This is a genomic window from Delftia sp. BGA-UO-ETr-SB1 (assembly GCF_059567865.1).
The window spans coordinates 153,812-172,396 of record NZ_JCAQOW010000005.1; the positions used below are offsets into that span (position 1 = coordinate 153,812).

The following is an 18,585-nucleotide window of genomic DNA, read 5'->3' on the forward strand; positions in this document are numbered from 1 at the left end:
GTCGCCCGGTCAACACAAAGCCACATGGTATGCGCAAGCCTGCGCAGCGCACATGACGGCGCCGCGTCCAAGTGTCAACGATGTTTTCCAGCGGCCGCAGGAACCCGCAGGGGTCAGCTCGTGGTCAGCACCCTCTGCGGCTGCGCGCGCGCCTGCCGCATCTGTGGCGGGCTCTGCACCTGGTTGCGTGCCTGGCTGCGTGCCTGGCCGCCTGCCGGGCTCTGTGCCTGGGCCTTCATGGAGCGGCGCAGGGCCACGGCATCGCCCGCTGCGGCAGGCGAGCGGCCCGTGGCGTCCAGCCGGAACACCTGCACGGTTTCCGACACGGTCTGCGCCTGGGCCTGCAAGGCCATGGCCGATGCCGCGTTCTGCTCGACCAGGGCCGCGTTCTGCTGCGTGATGCTGTCCAGATGCGCCACGGCCGCGTTGACCTGCGAGATGCCGCTGAGCTGCTCGCTGGAGGCGCTGTGGATCTCGCCGATCAGCAGGCTCACGCGCCGCACCAGATCCAGCGATTCGATCATGGTCTTCTGCGCCACCTCGGTCCTCTGGTTGCCGTCCAGCACCTTGGCGGCGGAGTCGTCGATGAGCTCGCGGATCTCCTTGGCCGCCGCCAGCGTGCGCTGCGAGAGGCTGCGCACCTCGGCCGCCACGACCGCAAAGCCCCGGCCCTGGTCGCCTGCGCGCGCGGCCTCCACCGCAGCGTTCAGCGCCAGGATATTGGTCTGGAAGGCGATGGAGTCGATCAGCTGCGTGATCTCTCCGATGCGCCCCGACGCGGCCTGGATCTGCTTCATGGTGGCGGCCACGCCATCGACGGCGCCGCTGCTGCGTTCGGCCACCTCGCTGGCCTGGGCGGCCAGGTCCGTGGCCTGGCGGGCCGAGTCGGCCGTGTGCTTGACGGTGCCCGTGATCTCCTCCATGGAGGCCGCCGTCTGCTGCAGGTTGCCCGCCTGGGTTTCGGTGCGCGCGGACAGGTCATGGTTGCCCTGCGCGATTTCCCGGCTGGAGATCTGCATCTTGTCGCTTTCCTCGCGCGCATCGCGCACGATGGACAGCAGGTTCACGTTGAGCTGGCTCAGCGCCTTCTGCAGATCGCCCACCACGTCCTTGCGCGTGATGCGTATGGTCTGCGTCAGGTCGCCGGCCGCCAGGCGGTTGGCCAGCAGCACCATCTGCGCTAGCGGCGCCACGGTCAGCCGGTAGGCCCAGGCCCCGGCCAGGCCCGTGAAGATGCAGACCGCCAGCCAGGCCAGCGCAGACCATGCGTCCAGCGTATGCCCTCCCGCCAGCGCCGCGCCAAAGGCCGCCGCCACCACCATGAAGAAGATCAGCACCAGCTTGCCGGCCAGGCCCAGGCTCAATGCGTTGGCCAGGCGGCCGCGCAGGTTGTTGCGCAACAGGTGGCCGGCACGCAGCACGTGGACCCGGCGCCCGGCGTCCTTCTCGGCGCGCATGGTGGCGTAGAGGCGCTCGGCCGCATCCGTCTGCTCGCGCGTGGCCTCGGTGCGCACGGACATGTAGCCCGAGGGCCGGTCGCCATCCATCAGCGGGGTGACATTGGCCATGACCCAGTAGAAGTCGCCGTTCTTGCGCCGGTTCTTCACGGGGGCGGACCAGGGCAGGCCCGCCGAGATGGTCTCCCACATGTCGCGGAAGGCTTCCTCCGGCATGTCGGGGTGGCGGATCATGTTGTGGGGCTGGCCCAGCAGGTCTTCGCGCTCGTAGCCGCTGACCTCGATGAACATCGGGTTGCAGTAGAGGATGCGGCCCTTCAGGTCCGTGGTGGAGACCAGGGTCTGGCCCTTGGGAAACGAGTACTCGCGCGTACTGACCGGCAGATTCACTCTCATAGGCATCCTCCCTTGAAGAAGAAAAATCCTGCGTGCCCCATCCGGCCCAGCGAACCGCTGGCCGGAGTTCACAGTTTTTACCCCGAATCGCCACATTTGAAACAAATAAAAACAAAACCTCCATTGGATTCAGACATCTGATAGGACCGTATCGATAGCACGCGCACCGCTTTGATGCATGCGGCGCACCAGCCTGGCACGGCCGCGCGGGCTCGCGTCCCCGGGCGATCAGTCGCCACAGGGCAGCAGGCCTGGCACGCAGCTTGCTAAATCCCGGGCGTGGCCATGGAGGGCCGCAGGGCCAGGCGCAACGACGTGCCACGGCCCGGGACAAAGGCGTCACCCCGCGCGCAGCCATCGGCCGCGCAGCGTGGGGACGTCTTTTTTGTTTTCCGAACCGCAACGGGGGCACGATGAAAAAATCCAGGCTGGTGATGGTGGGCAACGGCATGGCCGGCGTGCGCACGCTGGAGGAGCTGCTCAAGATCGCGCCCGACCTCTACGAGATCACGGTATTCGGGGCCGAGCCCCACCCCAACTACAACCGCATCATGCTGTCGCCCGTGCTGGCGGGCGAGCAGCAGCTAGACGAGATCATCCTCAACGACTGGTCCTGGTATGCGCAGCACGGCATTACCCTGCATGCGGGCTGCCGCGTGCACGCAGTCGACCGGGCGCGCCGCGTGGTGCACGCCGTGGACGCGGCCGGACAGCCGGTGAGCGCCGAGTACGACCGGCTGATCCTGGCCACGGGCTCGCGCCCCTTCATGCTGCCCGTGCCCGGGCGCGAGCTGGAAGGCGTGCTGGGCTACCGCGACATTGCCGACACCCAGGCCATGATCGCGGCGGCCGCCAGCCACCGCCATGCCGTGGTCATCGGCGGCGGCCTGCTGGGCCTGGAGGCCGCCAACGGACTCATGAAGCGCGGCATGGACGTTACCGTGGTGCATGCGGGCGAGCGCCTGCTGGACCGCCAGCTGGACGAGACCGCCGCCGCCTTGCTGCAGGCCTCGCTGGCCGAGCGCGGCATGCGCTTTCTGATGCAGGCCCAGACCCGGGCGCTGACGGGCGACGGCCAGGGCCGCGTGGCCTGCGTGCACCTGCAGGACGGGCGCGAGGCACCGGCCTCGCTGGTGGTCATGGCCGTGGGCATCCGGCCCGAGACCACGCTGGCCGAGCAGATGCACCTGCACGTGCAGCGCGGCATCGTGGTCAGCGACACGCTGCAGACCGTGACCGACCCGCGCATCTACGCCGTGGGCGAGTGCGCGGCGCACCGGGGCGTGGCCTACGGGCTGGTGGCGCCCCTGTTCGAGCAGGGCAAGGTGCTGGCCAACCACCTGGCGGAGATGGGCATCGGCCGCTATCCGGGCTCGCAGACCTCGGCCAAGCTCAAGGTCACGGGCATCCATCTGTTCAGCGCGGGCGACTTCCGCGGCGACGAGGGCACGGAGGAAATCGTGCTCAGCGACCCCGGCGCGGGCGTATACCGCAAGCTGGTGCTGCGCGGTGACAGGCTGGTCGGCGCCTGCCTGTATGGCGACACCGAGGACGGTGGCTGGTACTTCCGCCTGTTGCGCGATGGCGTGGCAGTGCAGGAACTGCGCGACCGCCTCATGTTCGGCGAAAGTCAAGCCAGCCAAGCCAGCCAAGCCAGCAAGGCCAGCCAGGCCGACCCGGCCAGCGGCGCGTGACGGCGCCCGCCCCCGTGCCCTGCCCTTCCCTCATCCACCCCAGGCCCACCATGCAAGAAACCCGATCCACCTGCCCCTATTGCGGCGTAGGCTGCGGCGTCCTCATCGAAAGCGATGGTGCGCGCATCACGGGCGTGCGTGGCGATCCGGCGCACCCCGCCAACCACGGCCGCCTGTGCACCAAGGGCAGCACCCTGCACCTGACGGCCTCGCCCGCCCTGGCACAGCAGACGCGGCTGCTGCAGCCCGCGCTGCGTGCCACGCGCGGCGCGGCGCCCCAGGATGTGGGCTGGGATGCCGCACTGGACCTGGCCGCCGGCAGGCTGGCCTCCATCGTGCAGGAGCACGGCCCCGACGCCGTGGGCCTGTATGTGAGCGGCCAGTTGCTGACCGAGGACTACTACGTCTTCAACAAGCTGGCCAAGGGCCTGATCGGCACCAACAACATCGACACCAATTCGCGCCTTTGCATGAGCAGCGCCGTGGCCGGCTACAAGCTCACGCTGGGCGCCGACGCGCCACCGGCCTGCTACGAGGATGTGGACCATGCGGACTGCCTTTTCATCGCGGGCAGCAACGCGGCCTGGGCGCATCCCGTGCTCACGCGGCGCATCGAGCAGGCGCGTGCCGCGCGGCCGCAGATGAAGATCATCGTGGCCGACCCGCGCCGCACCGACACGGCCGGCATGGCCGACCTCTTCCTGCCGCTGCGCCCCGGCAGCGACACCCTGCTGTTCCACGGCATGCTGCACATCATGGAACTGGAAGGCTGGCTGGACCAGGCCTACATCGCGCGCCACACCAGCGGCTTTGCCGACCTGCAGGCCCTGGTGCGGGAGGCCACGCCCGAGCGCGTGGGCGAGCTCTGCGGCCTGCCCCGGCACGATCTGTTCCAGGCCGCGCAATGGTTTGCGCTGGGCGGGGATGCACGCGACGGCGCCGCCCGTGGCGCCACGCTGAGCCTGTACTGCCAGGGCCTGAACCAGAGCAGCAACGGCACGGCCAAGAACGCCGCGCTGATCGGCCTGCACCTGGCCACGGGCCAGATCGGGCGCGCAGGCGCGGGACCCTTCTCGCTCACGGGCCAGCCCAATGCCATGGGCGGGCGCGAGGTGGGCGGGCTGGCCAATCTGCTGTCGGCCCACCGCGACCTGGCCAACCCGGCCCACCGCGCCGAAGTGGCCGCACTGTGGGGCGTGGACGCCGTGCCGCCCCGCCCCGGCAAGACCGCCGTGGAGATGTTCGAGGCCGCCGCCGAGGGCGAGATCCGCGCGCTGTGGATAGCCTGCACCAACCCTGCGCAAAGCATGCCCGACCAGGCCCTGGTGCGGCGCGCGCTGCAGCGGGCCGAATTCGTCATCGTGCAGGAGGCCTTTGCCACCACCGCCACCTGCGCCTACGCCGACCTGCTTCTGCCTGCCACCACCTGGGGCGAGAAGATCGGCACGGTGACCAACAGCGAAAGGCGCATCTCGCGCGTGCGCCCCGCCGTGGCCGCACCCGGCGCCGCGCGCCATGACTGGCGCATTGCCGTGGACTGCGCGCGGCGCATGGAGGCACGGCTGCGCCCGGGCCGGCCCAGCCTCTTTCCCTACGACACCGAAGACGCCGCTGCCGGCGCCCAGGCCATCTGGAACGAGCACCGCGAGAGCACGCGCGGGCGTGACCTGGACATCACCGGCCTGTCCTGGGATCTGCTGGACGCGCAAGGCCCCCAGCAATGGCCGCTGCCCGAAGGCGCAGCCCAGGGCCGCGCACGGCTCTACGAAGACGGCCGCTTTCCCACGCCCGATGGCCGCGCACGCTTTGCCCTGCTGCCCTGGCAGCCGCTGGCCGAGCCGCCCGATGCGCACTATCCCTTCAGCCTGACCACGGGCCGGCTGCGCGACCAGTGGCACGGCATGAGCCGCACGGGCCAGCTGGGCCGCTTGTTCGGCCATGCCGCCGAGCCCTGCCTGCAAATGCACCCGCGGGACATGGCCGAGCGCGGCCTGCGCGCGGGCGACCTGGTGCAGATGAGCAGCCGGCGCGGCGCCCTGCTGGTGCCGGTGCAGCCCGATGGCACGCTGACGCCCTCCCAGCTCTTCATGGCCATGCACTGGGGCGGCGAGTACCTGGGCGGCACTTCAATGGGCGGCATCAACGCCCTGACCACACCGGCCTTGTGCCCCGGCTCCAAGCAGCCCGAACTCAAGCACACGGCCGTGAAGCTGCAAAAGGCCGAACTGCCCTGGACCCTGCTGGCCATGGCCTGGCTGCCCGAGGACCGGGTGCTGGCCGTGCGCGAGCAGTTGTCCGCCCTCATGCCGCACTTCGGCTTTGCCAGCTGCGTGCCCTTCGGCAATGCCGTCCCGCTGCAGGACGCCGCCCGGGCCCGGCACGGCGTGCTGCTGCGCGCCGCCGCGCATGAGGCGCCGGGCGAGGCCGTCCTCGCACGGATCGAATCCCTGCTGGGCCTGGATGCCGCCGACACCCTGCGCTACACCGACCGCCGCCGCCAGCACAGCCGCGCGCTGCGGCTGGACCGCCACAGCCTGTCCACCACGGTCGCGGCCCTGCTGCTGGCCGGCGACACGCGCGCGGGCAGCTGGCTGTCCACCCTGCTGCAGGACCAGGTGCCGGCACAGGACTATGGCCGCCTGCTGCTCATGCCCTCGGGCTCGGCGCCGCTGGCCATCCAGCCGCGTGCGCGCCAGGTCTGTACCTGCTTCGATGTGGACGAGACCGCCATCGCAGGCGCGCTTGCGCGCTGCGAGGGCAGCGACGACGCGCGCCTGGCCGCGCTGCAGGGCCAGTTGCGCTGCGGCACCAATTGCGGCTCCTGCCTGCCCGAGCTCAAGCGCCTGGTGCGCCACATCCCCCTGGCGAAGAGCCAGGAGGCCGCATGAAAGAGGCGATTGAACAACGGGTTTGCATATATAGCGAAAAGTAATGAAACCTGCGGGAAAATATGCCCCCACAGGATTCCACCCACGATTGCAACGCCATGGGCATCAGCCAATACATCAAGGAAATAGGCCGCGGCGCACGCGGAGCCAAGGCGCTGGAGCGCCCGCAGGCGGCCGACCTGTTCGGCCAGGTGCTGGACGGCGGCGTCAGCGACCTGGAGATCGGGGCCTTTTGCATCGCCATGCGCATCAAGGGCGAGACCGTCGAGGAGATGAGCGGCTTCCTGGACGCCGTGCATGCGCGCGCCGCCCGTTTTCCCGCCTCGGCCAATGGCCGCCCCGTGATCGTGCTGCCCAGCTACAACGGCGCGCGCCGCCTGCCCGTGCTCACGCCCCTGCTGGCCCTGCTGCTGGCACGCGAAGGCCTGCCCGTGCTGCTGCACGGCATGCGCACCGAGGCGCGCCGCATCCTGGCCAGCGATGTGCTGCAGGCCCTGGGCATTGCGCCGCTGCCATCTCCCCAGGCCCTGGCCGGCGGCCAGGTGGCCCATATCCATACCGAACATCTGCACCCGTCCCTGGCGCGCCTGCTGTCCGTGCGCGAGGTCATCGGCCTGCGCAACCCGGGCCACAGCGTGGTCAAGCTGCTGGCGCCCTGCGACGGCCCCTGCCTGCTGGTGACGGCCTACACCCATCCCGAGTACCTGCCCATGCTGCACGGCACCTTCGGGACATTGGGCATGAATGTCCTGCTCTCGCGCGGGCTGGAAGGCGAGGTCGCGGCCGACCCGCGCCGGCTGCCGCGCTACGACGGCTTTGTGGCAGGCGCCCACCAGCTGCTGGCCGAGCAGCAAAGCGGCACCGCCTCCGACGTGCCGGGCCTGCCCGCCGAGATCGACGTGGACACCACGGCGCGCTACACCAAAGACGTGCTCGCGGGCCGGCTGCCCGTGCCGCCCGCGCTCACACGCCAGGTGGAACACATCGTCCACCTTGCCGATCAGATTCGCTGAATACCCCAGAAAAAACGGAGCCCCGCCATGACGACCCCGTCCCACACCCCCGCGAACACCGCCCGGCGCGGCACCTGCACCCTGGTCGGCGCCGGCCCCGGCGACCCGGAGCTGCTGACCATCAAGGCCCTCAAGGCCATACAGGCCGCCACCGTGCTGCTGGTCGATGACCTGGTCAGCGACGCCATCGTGGCCCATGCCGCGCCTACGGCGCGCATCGTCTACGTGGGCAAGCGCGGCGGCTGCAAGAGCACGCCCCAGGCCTTCATCGAAAAGCTCATGCTGAGCGCCGTGCAGGAGGGCGAGACCGTGGTGCGCCTGAAGGGCGGCGACCCCTTCATCTTCGGGCGCGGCGGCGAAGAGGTGGAGCACCTGCGCGAAGCGGGCGTCGAGGTCCAGGTCATCAACGGCATCACCGCTGGCCTGGCCGGGCTCACCAGCCTGGGCGCCCCGCTCACGCACCGCGACCGCGCGCACGGCGTGGTCTTCATCACGGGCCACGCCAAGCCCGGCGACAGCGGCACCGACTGGCGCCAGCTGGCCGCCACCGCGCGCGATGCGCGGCTCACCCTGGTGATCTACATGGGCGTGAGCAGCGTGGAGCACATCCGCGCCGAGCTGCTCAATGGCCTGCCCGCAGCCACGCCCGTGGCCGTGATCCAGCACGCCAGCCTGCCACAACAGCGCCACGCGCTGACCACGCTGGGCGCGCTGGTGGAGTGCATTGCCGACACGGGCCTGGGCAGCCCCAGCGTCATCGTCGTTGGCGATGTGATCCATGGCGTACGGGCAATGGCCGAACCTCAGACGCAGCTCACCGCTGCGGTTGCAGCCGCCTGAGTGCGAGATTGCTGCAATCAAAAATCTATCGATTCATAAAAGTCATTAGTTTTCATTAAAAATCCCCTGTTGGCTGCCGAAACGGCGTTTAGACCGTTTTGGCAGACCGTCAGCTCCGCCAGGCGGCGGTAGCGCCATCGGGGGATTCCATGAAAACACCAGGCCTTATTTTCACTTCCACAGCTGCGCAGATACGGCTGTCCGCATGGCGGCGCACGTGGTCGCCGCTGCTGGCCGGCTGCGCGCTGGGCATGGCCCTGCTCATGCCCGGCCTGGCTGGAGGCGCCGAAATGGTGCTGGCCACGCGCGTCACGGCCGCTGCAAAGCCCTGGCTCACACCCGCGCACCGCCAGTGGCTGCAGGCGCGCGGGCCGCTGACCGTGGGCATTTCCCTGCCCGACCATCCTCCCCTGGAAATGATCGATGGCGAGCGCTTCCAGGGCATCACGGCCGACCACCTGGGACTACTGTTTCCCACGCCGGTGCGCTTCAAGACCTATGGATCGCGCGTGGCCGTGCTCGATGCGCTGCGGCGCGGCGAGATCGACCTGGCCTGCGAGGGCACCGAGCTGGAGGCCGAACGCGCCGACCTGGCCCTGAGCGTGCCCTACCTGCCCAGCCAGCCCGTGCTGGTGTCGCTCTCGCATGCGCCCTTCGACGCGGAGCGCCGGGGCGCGCGGCTGGCCATGACGCCCGACCAGCTGTTGCGCTCCCAGGTTGCGGCCGCCTATCCTCTCAGCGAGCTGCTGACCTATGAAACACCCCGCCGCGCGCTGGAGGCGCTGAGCCTGGGCGAGATCGACGGCTTCGTCGGCGACACGGTCACGGTGCACTACCTGATCCAGGCCAACTACCTGCTCAACCTGCGCGTGCAGGGCTTTGCCCCCATAGAAAGCCGGGGCTTCGGCATGCTGGTGCGGCATGACGATACGCAGCTGAAGGCCTATCTGGACCAGGCACTGCCCGCCATCACCTTGCAGCATGGCGACGACATTCTGCACAGCTGGAGCGGCAGCCGCCGTCCGCTGCTGGGAAGCGACCGCGTGGCCCTGACACCCTCGGAAAAGCAGTGGCTGGATGCCCATCCCCGCATTCCCGTGGTGCTCAACAGCTCGCTGGGATCGCTGGGAAAGCTGAATGCCGACCGCCAGGCCGAGGGCATAGGACCCGACTACCTGGACCTGATCAGCCACCGAGCCGGCCTGCAGTTCGACTACGTGACCGCACGCAACTACACCGAACTCGAGGCCATTCTGGGCTCGGGCAAGGCCCTGCTCACTCCCGTCTACACCTCGCCGCCGATTGCATCGCCCGATATCAAGCTGCTGCCGCCCTACCTGCGCAGCGCGGTGGTGGTGCTGGCCCGGCCCGAGGCGAATGCGGGCACACAGCGCGACAAGGGCATACACCACCTGCAGGGACTGGAGGGCAAGCGCGTGGCCATGGTGGCTGGCTTCTTCCTGGAAGACACGGTGCGCCGCGAGCATCCGCGCATACGGCTGCAGCTGTATCCCGACCTGGCCCAGGCCCTGGCCAGCGTGGCGGCCGATGACAGCGATGCCTTCGTCGGCAACGACTACGCAGCGCGCTATGCCAACGCCCAGCAATTGGGCAACCAGTTGCAGCTCACCGGGATCCTGGAGGACTACACCCGCCCCGTGAGCCTGGCCGTGCATGCCGCCGAGCCCGAGCTTCTGAGCATTCTGGAGAAGGCCCAACTGTCCATCTCACCCGAAGAAATGGCCGAAATCGTGCGCCTGTGGGCGCCGCGCGATAGCGGCAGCGGCACGCGCTTTTGGCGCGAGCACCGCCAGCGCCTGCTGCTGCTGCTGGCAGCGCTGGCGCTGGCCACGGCCACCTCCCTGGTCTGGGGCTTTTACCTGAGCCGCCAGATGCGCAGGACGCGCCGTGCCGAGCGGCGCGCCGAGGCCGCCAACCGGGCCAAAAGCCTGTTCCTGTCCACCACCAGCCACGAGATACGCACGCCCCTGAGCGCCATCATCGGCCTGCTGGAGCTGGCTCAGGACCGCGAAAAACTCGGCCTGCCCCACCGCGATACGCTGGCCGCGGCCCACAAGGCCTCACAGGGCATGCTGCTGCTGCTGGGCAATGTGCTGGACCTGCACCGCATCGAGTCGGGCCACATCGACTCCACGCCCCAGCCCGTGGCGCTGCGGCCTCTGATCGAAGACATGGCCCCGCTGCTGCAGGGCCTGGCGCACGGCAAGCGGCTGTCGCTGCGCACCCAGGTTGGCAAGGGCGTGGACCACAGCGTGACGGCCGACCCGCTGCACCTCAAGCAGGTGCTGTTCAACCTGCTGAGCAATGCCATCAAATTCACCGAACGCGGCAGCGTCACCCTGCGCGCGCAAGGCACCCCCCGCCATGACCGCCTGCTGCTGCAGATGGAGGTGGAGGACACCGGCATCGGCATTGCCCCGCAGGACCAGGCCCGGCTGTTCAAGCCCTTTTCGCAGGTGCCGGGCGCCCATCAGGACCAGGCCTTCGGCAGCGGCCTGGGCCTGAGCATCACGCGCCGCCTGCTGGAGCACATGGGGGGGACCATCACCCTGGAGAGCGTGCCGGGCCGGGGCTCACGCTTCACGGTCAGGTTGAGCCTGCCGCTGGTGGAGCCGGACGACAGGCCGTCGGCCGAAGAAGTATTGCCCCGGCTCATGCCCGCGCCCCTGGAGCTGCGTGCAAAGGCCGATACAGGCACCGAGCCCCAGCCCGAAGTCCCAGCCGAGCCCGAACTCAGAATCCTGGCCGTGGAAGACTATATGTTCAATCGCGAGCTGCTCAAGAGCCAGCTCACCGCGCTGGGCCACGGCATCTCGCTGGCCGGCGATGGACAGGAGGCCTGGGCGCGTTGCCTGGTCGAGTCCTTTGATCTCATCATCACCGACGGCCGCATGCCGATCATGGACGGCTTCGAGTTCATCCGGCGCCTGCGTCGGCGGGAAGCCGAAAACCAGCTGCGCCGCTGCCGCGTGATTGCGCTGACCGCCAGTCCCGAGGCCTCCGAAGCCCTGCGCTACCTGCAGGCCGGTGCCGACGAGGTGCTGTCCAAGCCGGCTTCCATGGAAGACCTCAGGCGCGTCATCGAGCAGGTGCGGGACGAGTTGCAGGGCAGCGCGCCCGGCACCTGGCATCGGCCACCGGCCGCCCCCTCCACGCTCAGCCCGGCTTGACCGAGCTGCTGGCCGTCACGCGGCTTTGCTCGAAGCGCTGGGCCAGCTCGCGGCGCAGGTCCTTGCGGATCAGCGCGGCCTGCCAGCGGCGCTTTTCCTCGTCGGTGGCCGGCACCAGCGTGGGCACGGGCGCAGGCTGCTTGTTCTCGTCCACCGCCACCATGGTGAAAAAGCAGCTGTTGACATGGCGCACCACCTGGGTGCGGATGTCCTCGGCCACCACCTTGATGCCGATTTCCATCGACGACTTGCCCGTGTGGTTGACGCTGGCCAGGAAGGTCACCAGCTCGCCCACGTGGATGGGCTGCAGGAACATCACCTGGTCCACGCTCAGCGTGACCACATAGCGGCCCGCGTAGCGGCTGGCGCAGGCATAGGCCACCTGGTCGAGCTGCTTGAGAACGGCGCCGCCATGGACGTTGCCCGAAAAGTTCGCCATGTCGGGCGACATGAGCACGGTCATGCTCAGCTGGTGCGATGGGAAATTCATCGCTGGATTTTAGGTCCCCCTGAGTCGCTGCGCGCCTTCCCCCAGAGGGGGACGACACCCTCGGTGCGGGGCGGCGCGGCCGGCATAGGCCCTTCCTCGGTGTCCCTGGCTTCAGGACACGCCAGTTTCACAGGGCACGCGAAGGGCTGGCACAAGTGCGCGAGAATGGGCGCCCTTTTGCCCCCCGAGTGACGTTTTTGTGACCTCTTCCCTCTCTTTCGACGCCATCGTCATCGGCGCTGGCGCGGCCGGTCTGTTCTGTGCGGCCCAGGCCGGACAGCGGGGCCTGTCGGTGCTGCTCCTGGACCACGCGGAGAAGGTGGCCGAGAAGATCCGCATCTCGGGCGGCGGCCGTTGCAACTTCACCAACCGCGATCTGGACGTGCGTGCGCCGCACAAGCACTTCGTGGGCGGCAACCCGCAGTTCTGCCGCTCGGCCCTGTCGCGCTACACGCCGTCCGACTTCATCGCGCTGATGGACAGGCACGGCATTGCCCACCATGAAAAGCACAAGGGCCAGCTGTTCGCCGACCGCTCGGCCGAGGACATCATCGCCATGCTGCTGGCCGAATGCCAGGCCGGCGGCGTGCAGCGCTGGCAGCCCTGCAAGGTCGATTCCGTCGCGCATGCGGAAGGCCAGTACCGCCTGCAGACCAGCCGTGGCGCCGTGCAGGCGCCCAGCCTGGTCATCGCCACGGGCGGGCTGTCCATTCCCAAGATCGGCGCCACCGACTTCGGCTACCGCCTGGCCCAGCAGTTCGACCTGCCCCTGGTCGAGCGCACGCCGGGCCTGGTGCCGCTGACCTTCGACGGCGATGCCTGGGCCCCCTACGCCCAGCTCGCGGGTCTGGCCCTGCCCGTGGAGATCAGCACCGGCAGCAAGAAAGAGCGCATGGCCTTCATGGAAGACCTGCTGTTCACGCACCGCGGCCTGTCCGGTCCCGCCGTGCTGCAGATCTCGAGCTACTGGAAGCCCGGCACGCCCCTGTGCATCAACCTCGCCCCCGAGGTGGACCTGCAGGACGAATTGCTCAAGGCCAAGTCGCGCTCGCGCAAGCTCATCGCCAACGAACTGGCGCAGTGGCTGCCCTCGCGCCTGGCCGATGCCTGGGTACAGCAGGACGCGGCCTGGCAGCGCCCCATTGCCGAAGCCTCGGACAAGGCCCTGAACCAGCTGGCCGAGCGCCTGTCGCGCTGGGAGATCGTGCCCACCGGCACCGAAGGCTACAAGAAGGCCGAAGTGACGCTGGGCGGCGTGGACACGCGTGCGCTTTCGCAACAGACCATGGAATGCAAGACACAGCCCGGCCTGTACTGCATCGGCGAGGTGGTGGACATCACCGGCTGGCTGGGCGGATACAACTTCCAATGGGCCTGGGCCAGCGGGTATGCGTGCGCGCAGGCCTTGCCTTGTGCGTGATTTGTCAGATCGCTTTCGTCTCGCGTATAATCGCCCGCTTTGCTGGCAATTGCCCCGTCGGCCAATACTAGTTAACTATTGACGGGGACCAACCGCTGAACATGGCTCTCAGGCCCGATCTTCCCGAGAACCCGCTGTCAGCACAGATATCTGGAAATCTAGCTAATGACCACCATCCGCGTAAAAGAAAACGAGCCCTATGAAGTTGCCCTGCGCCGCTTCAAGCGCACCATCGAAAAGCTCGGCCTGCTGACCGACCTGCGCGCTCGCGAGTTCTACGAGAAGCCCACATCCGAACGCAAGCGCAAGAAGGCTGCCGCCGTCAAGCGTCACTACAAGCGCGTTCGCAGCATGCAGCTGCCCAAGAAGCTGTACTGATCAGCCCTTGACCAGCCGGCTCTCGTCAGCCGCAAAACCCGCGCTCGGGACGCCAGGCGCGGGTTTTTTGTTTTTGTTTTTTGGTTTTTGTTTTCCGACGCCACTACCTCAGGAGAAATGCCATGAGCCTCAAGGCCCAGATCACCGAAGACATGAAGACCGCCATGCGCGCCAAGGACAGCGAACGCCTGGGCACCATCCGCCTGCTGCTGGCCGCGATGAAGCAAAAGGAAGTCGATGAGCGCGTCGAGCTCGACGACGCCGCCGTCATCGCCATCGTGGACAAGCTGATCAAGCAGCGCAAGGACAGCATCGCCGCCTTCGAGGGCGCGGGCCGCCAGGACCTGGCCGACAAGGAAAAGGCCGAAATGGCCGTGCTGACCGCCTACCTGCCCGCACGCATGTCGGCCGAGGAAGTGGCCACCGCCGTGAAGGCCATCGTGGCCGAGCTGGGCGCCTCCGGCCCCGGCGACATGGGCAAGGTCATGGGCGCGGTCAAGGCGCAACTGGCTGGCAAGGCCGACATGGGCCAGGTGTCCGCTGCCGTCAAGGCCGCCCTGGCAGGTTGAGCCTGCTGCGGCAGCCGCGCCCTTTTCAGGACGCTGCGGCCGCCCATTCCTGCTGAAAGTGCTCCTGCAGGAATTCGACACACACCCGCACCTTGGCCGACAGCTGCAGCCGCGTCGGATAGACCGCCCAGACATTGGCCTCCTGCCGCCATTCGGGCAGCAGCTGCACCAGGCGCCCGGCCTGCAGATGGGCGCCCACATCCCACAACGAGCGCAGCGCAATGCCGCGCCCGTCCACGGCCCACTGCACCACCATCTCCCCGTTGTTGGCCGACAGCGGCCCCGTGACCTTCACCGATTGCTCGGCGGCGCCCGCGCGCAGCCGCCACACGCCAAAGGCCTGGTCGCGCTCCTTGATGGCCAGGCAGTCATGGGCCGACAGCTCGGCCGGCGTGCGCGGCGTGCCACGGCGCGCCAGGTAGGCAGGCGCCGCGCACAGCACGCGGTGGTTGTCGGCCAGCCGCCGCGCAATCAGGTGGGGCGCGATCTCGTCGCCCACGCGCACATCCAGATCGAAGCCCTCCCCCGCCACATCCACCAGCCGGTCGAACACATCCAGCCGCACCTGCAGCCCCGGATGGCGCTCCACCAGCCGGGACAGCGCCGGCGCGATCACATGCCGCCCGAAGCCGAAGCTGCTGCTCACGCGCAGCAGGCCGCGCGGCTCGCTGCGCGTGATGGCCACCTCCTGCATCAGCTGGTCCATGTCGTCGAGGATGCGCTGCGCCCAGTGGAATACGCGCTCGCCCTCCTCGGTCACGGCCACGCGGCGCGTGGTGCGGTGCAGCAGCTTCACGCCCAACTCCTGCTCCAGCAGGCGGATGCGCTTGCTCACATAGGCGGGCGATGCACCCAATTCCTCGGCCGCAGCGGCAAAGCCGGATTTGCGGGCCACCACGGTGAAGACACGCAGGTCTTCGGGAGCCGGTTGTTTATTCACGATCTGTAAACAATGGAACCACAGTTGGCCGATTGTATTTAGCCCTGGCGCAGCCAACAATGCCATGCATGCGGCCAGGCTTTCAGCGGCGCCGCTTCATATCCATCCATTCGATCCAAGGACAGACACCATGCAAGACACATTCAAGATCGCCGTCATCGCCGGTGACGGCATTGGCAAGGAAGTCATGCCCGAAGGCCTGCGCACGCTGGAGGCCGCCGCCAGCCGCTTTGCGATCAAGCTCGAATTCCACCATTTCGACTGGGCCCACTGCGACTACTACCTGGCCCACAGAAAAATGATGCCCGACGACTGGAAGGCGCAGCTCTGCGGCATGGACGCCATCTTCTTCGGTGCCGTGGGCTGGCCCGCCACCGTGCCCGACCATGTCTCGCTGTGGGGCTCGCTGCTCAAGTTCCGCCGCGAGTTCGACCAGTACATCAACCTGCGCCCCGTGCGCCTGTTCGAGGGCGTGCCCTGCCCGCTGGCCGGCCGCAAGCCCGGCGACATCGACTACTACGTGGTGCGCGAGAACACCGAAGGCGAATACACCTCGCTGGGCGGCATCATGTACGAGGGCACGGACCGCGAAATCGTGATCCAGGAATCGGTCTACTCGCGCAAGGGTGCCGAGCGCCTGCTCAAGTACGCCTTCGACCTGGCCCAAAGCCGCGAGCGCAAGCACGTCACCCTGGCCACCAAGAGCAACGGCATCGCCATCAGCATGCCCTGGTGGGACCAGCGCGCCGAGGACGTGGCCAAGGCCTACCCGGACGTCACGCTGGACAAGCAGCACATCGACATCCTGACCGCGCGCTTCGTGCTGCAGCCGGGCCGCTTCGACGTGGTGGCCGCCACCAACCTGTTCGGCGACATCCTCAGCGACCTGGGCCCGGCCACCACGGGCACCATCGGCCTGGCCCCCTCGGCCAACCTCAACCCCGACCGCAGCTTCCCCAGCCTGTTCGAGCCCGTGCACGGCTCGGCGCCCGACATCTACGGCAAGAACATCGCCAACCCCATCGCCATGGTCTGGTCGGCAGCGCTGATGCTGGACTTCCTGACCCACGGCCAGGGCGCAGGCCGCGCGGCGCACGACGCCATCGTCTCGGCCATCGAGGAAGTCATCAAGAACGGCCCCCGCACGCCCGACCTGGGCGGCACGGCCAGCACCACCGAAGTGGGCCAGGCCATCGCGGCACAGATCGCGGGCAGGTAGGCCTCAGGGCTGCTGCGCCTGCCGGGGCCGGCGCACGGCCCTGATGCGGCCGCTTTCTCCGCCGCCGCAGAAGAAGCGGTCGCCGCCGTCGGACTCCAGCCCCGACACGCCGGTGCCGGCCGGCATCTCCAGCCGCTGCAGCACGGCACCGCTGTCCGGGTCCAGGCGCCGCAGATCGCTCTGGCCCTCTTCCCAGGTGCCGTGCCACAACTGGCCGTCCACCCAGGTGACGCCGGTGACGAAGCGGTTGGCCTGCAGGGTGCGCAGCACCGCCCCGGTGTCGGGATCGATCTGATGGATCTTGCGGCCGTGGTACTGGCCCACCCACAGCGAGCCCTCGGCCCAGGCCATTCCCGAATCGCCGGCATCGCCGCCGCCCCCGGGTGCAGGAATGGTGGCCAGCACATGGCCGGTGGACAGGTCGATCTTCTGGATACGGTCATTGGCGATCTGGAACAGATGCCGGCCATCGAAGGCCGTGCCGGCATCGCCCGGCACAGGGATGCTGCGCACGATCCGGCCGCTGTCGGGGTCCAGCGCCTGCAATTGGGTGCCGGTGGCGAACCAGACCTGGCTGCCGTCGTAGGACACCCCGTGCACGCAATCGATGCCGGGAAAGGGACCGTACTCGCGGATGATTTCTGCAGCTTCTGTCTTCATGCTGAACTCCTGGTTGCGTTGGTCGGCCCATGCTAGCCAGCCGGCAGCACAGCGGGGAGTAACAAAGTCGTCGTGAATCCCGGCGCAGGCCGGGCCACCCAGCGGCGGGCGCGCCCCCGGCCCACGGGCTGCGCCAGCGCGTCGCGCTCCAGCGCCTCCAGGGTCCTCTGGACGCTGCGCTGGCTCGCGCCCAGTGCCAGGGCCAGCGCCGAACTGGCCCAGGCCTCGCCATCGGAGAGCAGCGCCAGCACCGGCCCGCACAGCACGCCCGGCGCACCTTCCACGGGCCGTGCCAGCACGGCCACCCGGGCCTGCCGGGGCGCCAGCACAAATCCCAGGGGCGTGGCGTGAACTTCGGCCAGCGGCCGCAGCAGGCGGCGCAGGCGGCCGATCTCGACACGCAGACGCGCACGGTACGACTCATCGGCCTGCCGGGCGCGAAATACCTGCGCCACCAGCGCCTCGCGTGAGACATCGCCGGGCCAGGCCTCGCCCAGCGCGCGCGCCAGCGCAAACAGCACCGGGCGCCCCGCCAGCGAGACCGCCACCGCTCCGGCGCGCACCGCATGGCGGCAGGCATCCACCACCAGCGCGCCCGAAGCCAGCAGGGTCCCGGCCTCATCCAGCGACAGCAGCTTCTGAGCCTGCGGTCCGGCCGGCTCCCGCTCCAGCAGCACCGCAGCAGGCGCGTGCAGGGCCTGGGCGGCCTGCCCCACCTCGGCGGCCAGTGCTGCAATGCCGGCGGCGCCGGCCGCCTGCGCGGCATCGGCCAGCGCACCGTGCGCCGCACGGATGTCCAATCGGCGCATGGCGATACCCGCCAGGGCCAGGGCATGGAACGCCTGCAAGGCGGCAGGCAGCAGCGCGGGCCGCAGTCCGCCCAGCAGACCCTCGGCCTCGCCCAGCCGGCCCAGCAGCAGGCACCGGCGTATTTCCAGATAGCCTGCATGCGCGGCGTTCACAGCATCGCCATGCGCCTGCAGCACCGCCCGCGCCGCAACCAACCTGCGGGCCGGCCATGCCAGCTCGCGCAGGGCCAGTGCAATCTCGGCCTCGGCCACTACGCAGCGGGCGCGGGCCACGGCCTCATGGGTGCCGAAGGCGCGCGCAGCGCTGCGCAGCAAGGCCCGGGCCCGTACCAGATCGCCCAGTTGCGCCATGGCGATGCCACGCAGTGCCAGCGCGGGCGCATCGTCGCGCAGCGCCACCCGGTTCAGCGCACCAAGGGGGTCGCCAACCGCGAGCGCACGGGCCGCCGCCGTGATCAGAGAATCCATGCCCATCCCATCCATCGTGTGCGGCACGGCTGTGCCTGCAATCCATCCCGGGCCAACGCACGGTCACGGCCCGGTCATCGGTGGGCGCTAGGCTGGGTCGCCAAACGCCCTGCCAAACGCCCTGCCAAACGCCCTGCCAAACGCCCTGCCAAA

14 protein-coding genes are annotated in these 18,585 nt (G+C 68.9%); 9 read left to right on the forward strand and 5 right to left on the reverse strand.

Annotated features, from left to right (window positions below):
• Positions 1–113: 113 nt before the first annotated feature.
• Entirely contained in the window at positions 114–1,853 is a 1,740-nt protein-coding gene (locus AC57B5_RS10860) for a methyl-accepting chemotaxis protein (RefSeq protein ID WP_496399499.1), read from the reverse strand.
• 413 nt (positions 1,854–2,266) lie between these two features.
• Between AC57B5_RS10860 and AC57B5_RS10865 the strand changes: the two genes are divergently transcribed.
• From AC57B5_RS10865 to AC57B5_RS10885, 5 genes are all read left to right on the forward strand, one after another.
• Positions 2,267–3,547, forward strand: a complete 1,281-nt coding sequence (locus tag AC57B5_RS10865; RefSeq protein ID WP_013803474.1) for an NAD(P)/FAD-dependent oxidoreductase — start codon at positions 2,267–2,269, stop codon at positions 3,545–3,547.
• A gap of 50 nt (positions 3,548–3,597) precedes the next feature.
• Positions 3,598–6,435 (forward strand): nitrate reductase, encoded by a 2,838-nt coding sequence (locus AC57B5_RS10870; RefSeq protein WP_496399500.1) that lies wholly within the window; start codon positions 3,598–3,600, stop codon positions 6,433–6,435.
• 98 nt (positions 6,436–6,533) lie between these two features.
• A complete protein-coding gene (ybiB, locus tag AC57B5_RS10875; protein WP_496399501.1) occupies positions 6,534–7,448 on the forward strand; it encodes a DNA-binding protein YbiB in 915 nt (304 codons plus the stop codon).
• Between the two features lie 27 nt (positions 7,449–7,475).
• A complete protein-coding gene (cobA, locus tag AC57B5_RS10880; protein WP_496399502.1) occupies positions 7,476–8,288 on the forward strand; it encodes a uroporphyrinogen-III C-methyltransferase in 813 nt (270 codons plus the stop codon).
• A 149-nt stretch (positions 8,289–8,437) separates the two neighbouring features.
• On the forward strand, positions 8,438–11,479 hold the full coding sequence (locus AC57B5_RS10885) for an ATP-binding protein (RefSeq protein ID WP_496399503.1): 3,042 nt from the start codon (positions 8,438–8,440) through the stop codon (positions 11,477–11,479).
• Here the strand turns inward: AC57B5_RS10885 and AC57B5_RS10890 are convergent.
• The gene (locus AC57B5_RS10890; RefSeq protein WP_013803479.1) at positions 11,466–11,969 is read right to left on the reverse strand and encodes an acyl-CoA thioesterase; all 504 of its coding nucleotides are present in this window, start codon (positions 11,967–11,969) and stop codon (positions 11,466–11,468) included. The genes AC57B5_RS10885 and AC57B5_RS10890 overlap by 14 nt on opposite strands.
• A gap of 199 nt (positions 11,970–12,168) precedes the next feature.
• Here AC57B5_RS10890 and AC57B5_RS10895 point away from each other — a divergent pair, with 199 nt between their 5' ends.
• The 3 genes from AC57B5_RS10895 to AC57B5_RS10905 all read left to right on the forward strand — a co-directional run bounded on the left by AC57B5_RS10895 (position 12,169) and on the right by AC57B5_RS10905 (position 14,336).
• The gene (locus tag AC57B5_RS10895) at positions 12,169–13,389 is read left to right on the forward strand and encodes an aminoacetone oxidase family FAD-binding enzyme (RefSeq protein WP_492385473.1); all 1,221 of its coding nucleotides are present in this window, start codon (positions 12,169–12,171) and stop codon (positions 13,387–13,389) included.
• 165 nt (positions 13,390–13,554) lie between these two features.
• On the forward strand, positions 13,555–13,767 hold the full coding sequence (gene rpsU / locus AC57B5_RS10900) for a 30S ribosomal protein S21 (protein WP_012204283.1): 213 nt from the start codon (positions 13,555–13,557) through the stop codon (positions 13,765–13,767).
• Between the two features lie 122 nt (positions 13,768–13,889).
• Positions 13,890–14,336, forward strand: coding sequence for a GatB/YqeY domain-containing protein (locus AC57B5_RS10905; RefSeq protein ID WP_012204282.1), 447 nt, complete (start codon positions 13,890–13,892; stop codon positions 14,334–14,336).
• A 25-nt stretch (positions 14,337–14,361) separates the two neighbouring features.
• Here AC57B5_RS10905 and AC57B5_RS10910 read toward each other — a convergent pair whose 3' ends face one another.
• Complete coding sequence (locus AC57B5_RS10910; RefSeq protein WP_170962064.1) at positions 14,362–15,276, reverse strand: LysR substrate-binding domain-containing protein; 915 nt, start codon at positions 15,274–15,276, stop codon at positions 14,362–14,364.
• A 130-nt stretch (positions 15,277–15,406) separates the two neighbouring features.
• Here AC57B5_RS10910 and AC57B5_RS10915 point away from each other — a divergent pair, with 130 nt between their 5' ends.
• Positions 15,407–16,495: a tartrate dehydrogenase gene (locus AC57B5_RS10915; protein ID WP_496399504.1), complete on the forward strand. Its 1,089-nt coding sequence runs from the start codon at positions 15,407–15,409 to the stop codon at positions 16,493–16,495.
• A gap of 3 nt (positions 16,496–16,498) precedes the next feature.
• Here the strand turns inward: AC57B5_RS10915 and AC57B5_RS10920 are convergent, their stop codons facing one another.
• A complete protein-coding gene (locus AC57B5_RS10920; RefSeq protein ID WP_319075099.1) occupies positions 16,499–17,155 on the reverse strand; it encodes a Vgb family protein in 657 nt (218 codons plus the stop codon).
• A gap of 32 nt (positions 17,156–17,187) precedes the next feature.
• Positions 17,188–18,432, reverse strand: a complete 1,245-nt coding sequence (locus AC57B5_RS10925) for a helix-turn-helix domain-containing protein (protein ID WP_496399505.1) — start codon at positions 18,430–18,432, stop codon at positions 17,188–17,190.
• Positions 18,433–18,585 lie beyond the last annotated feature (153 nt).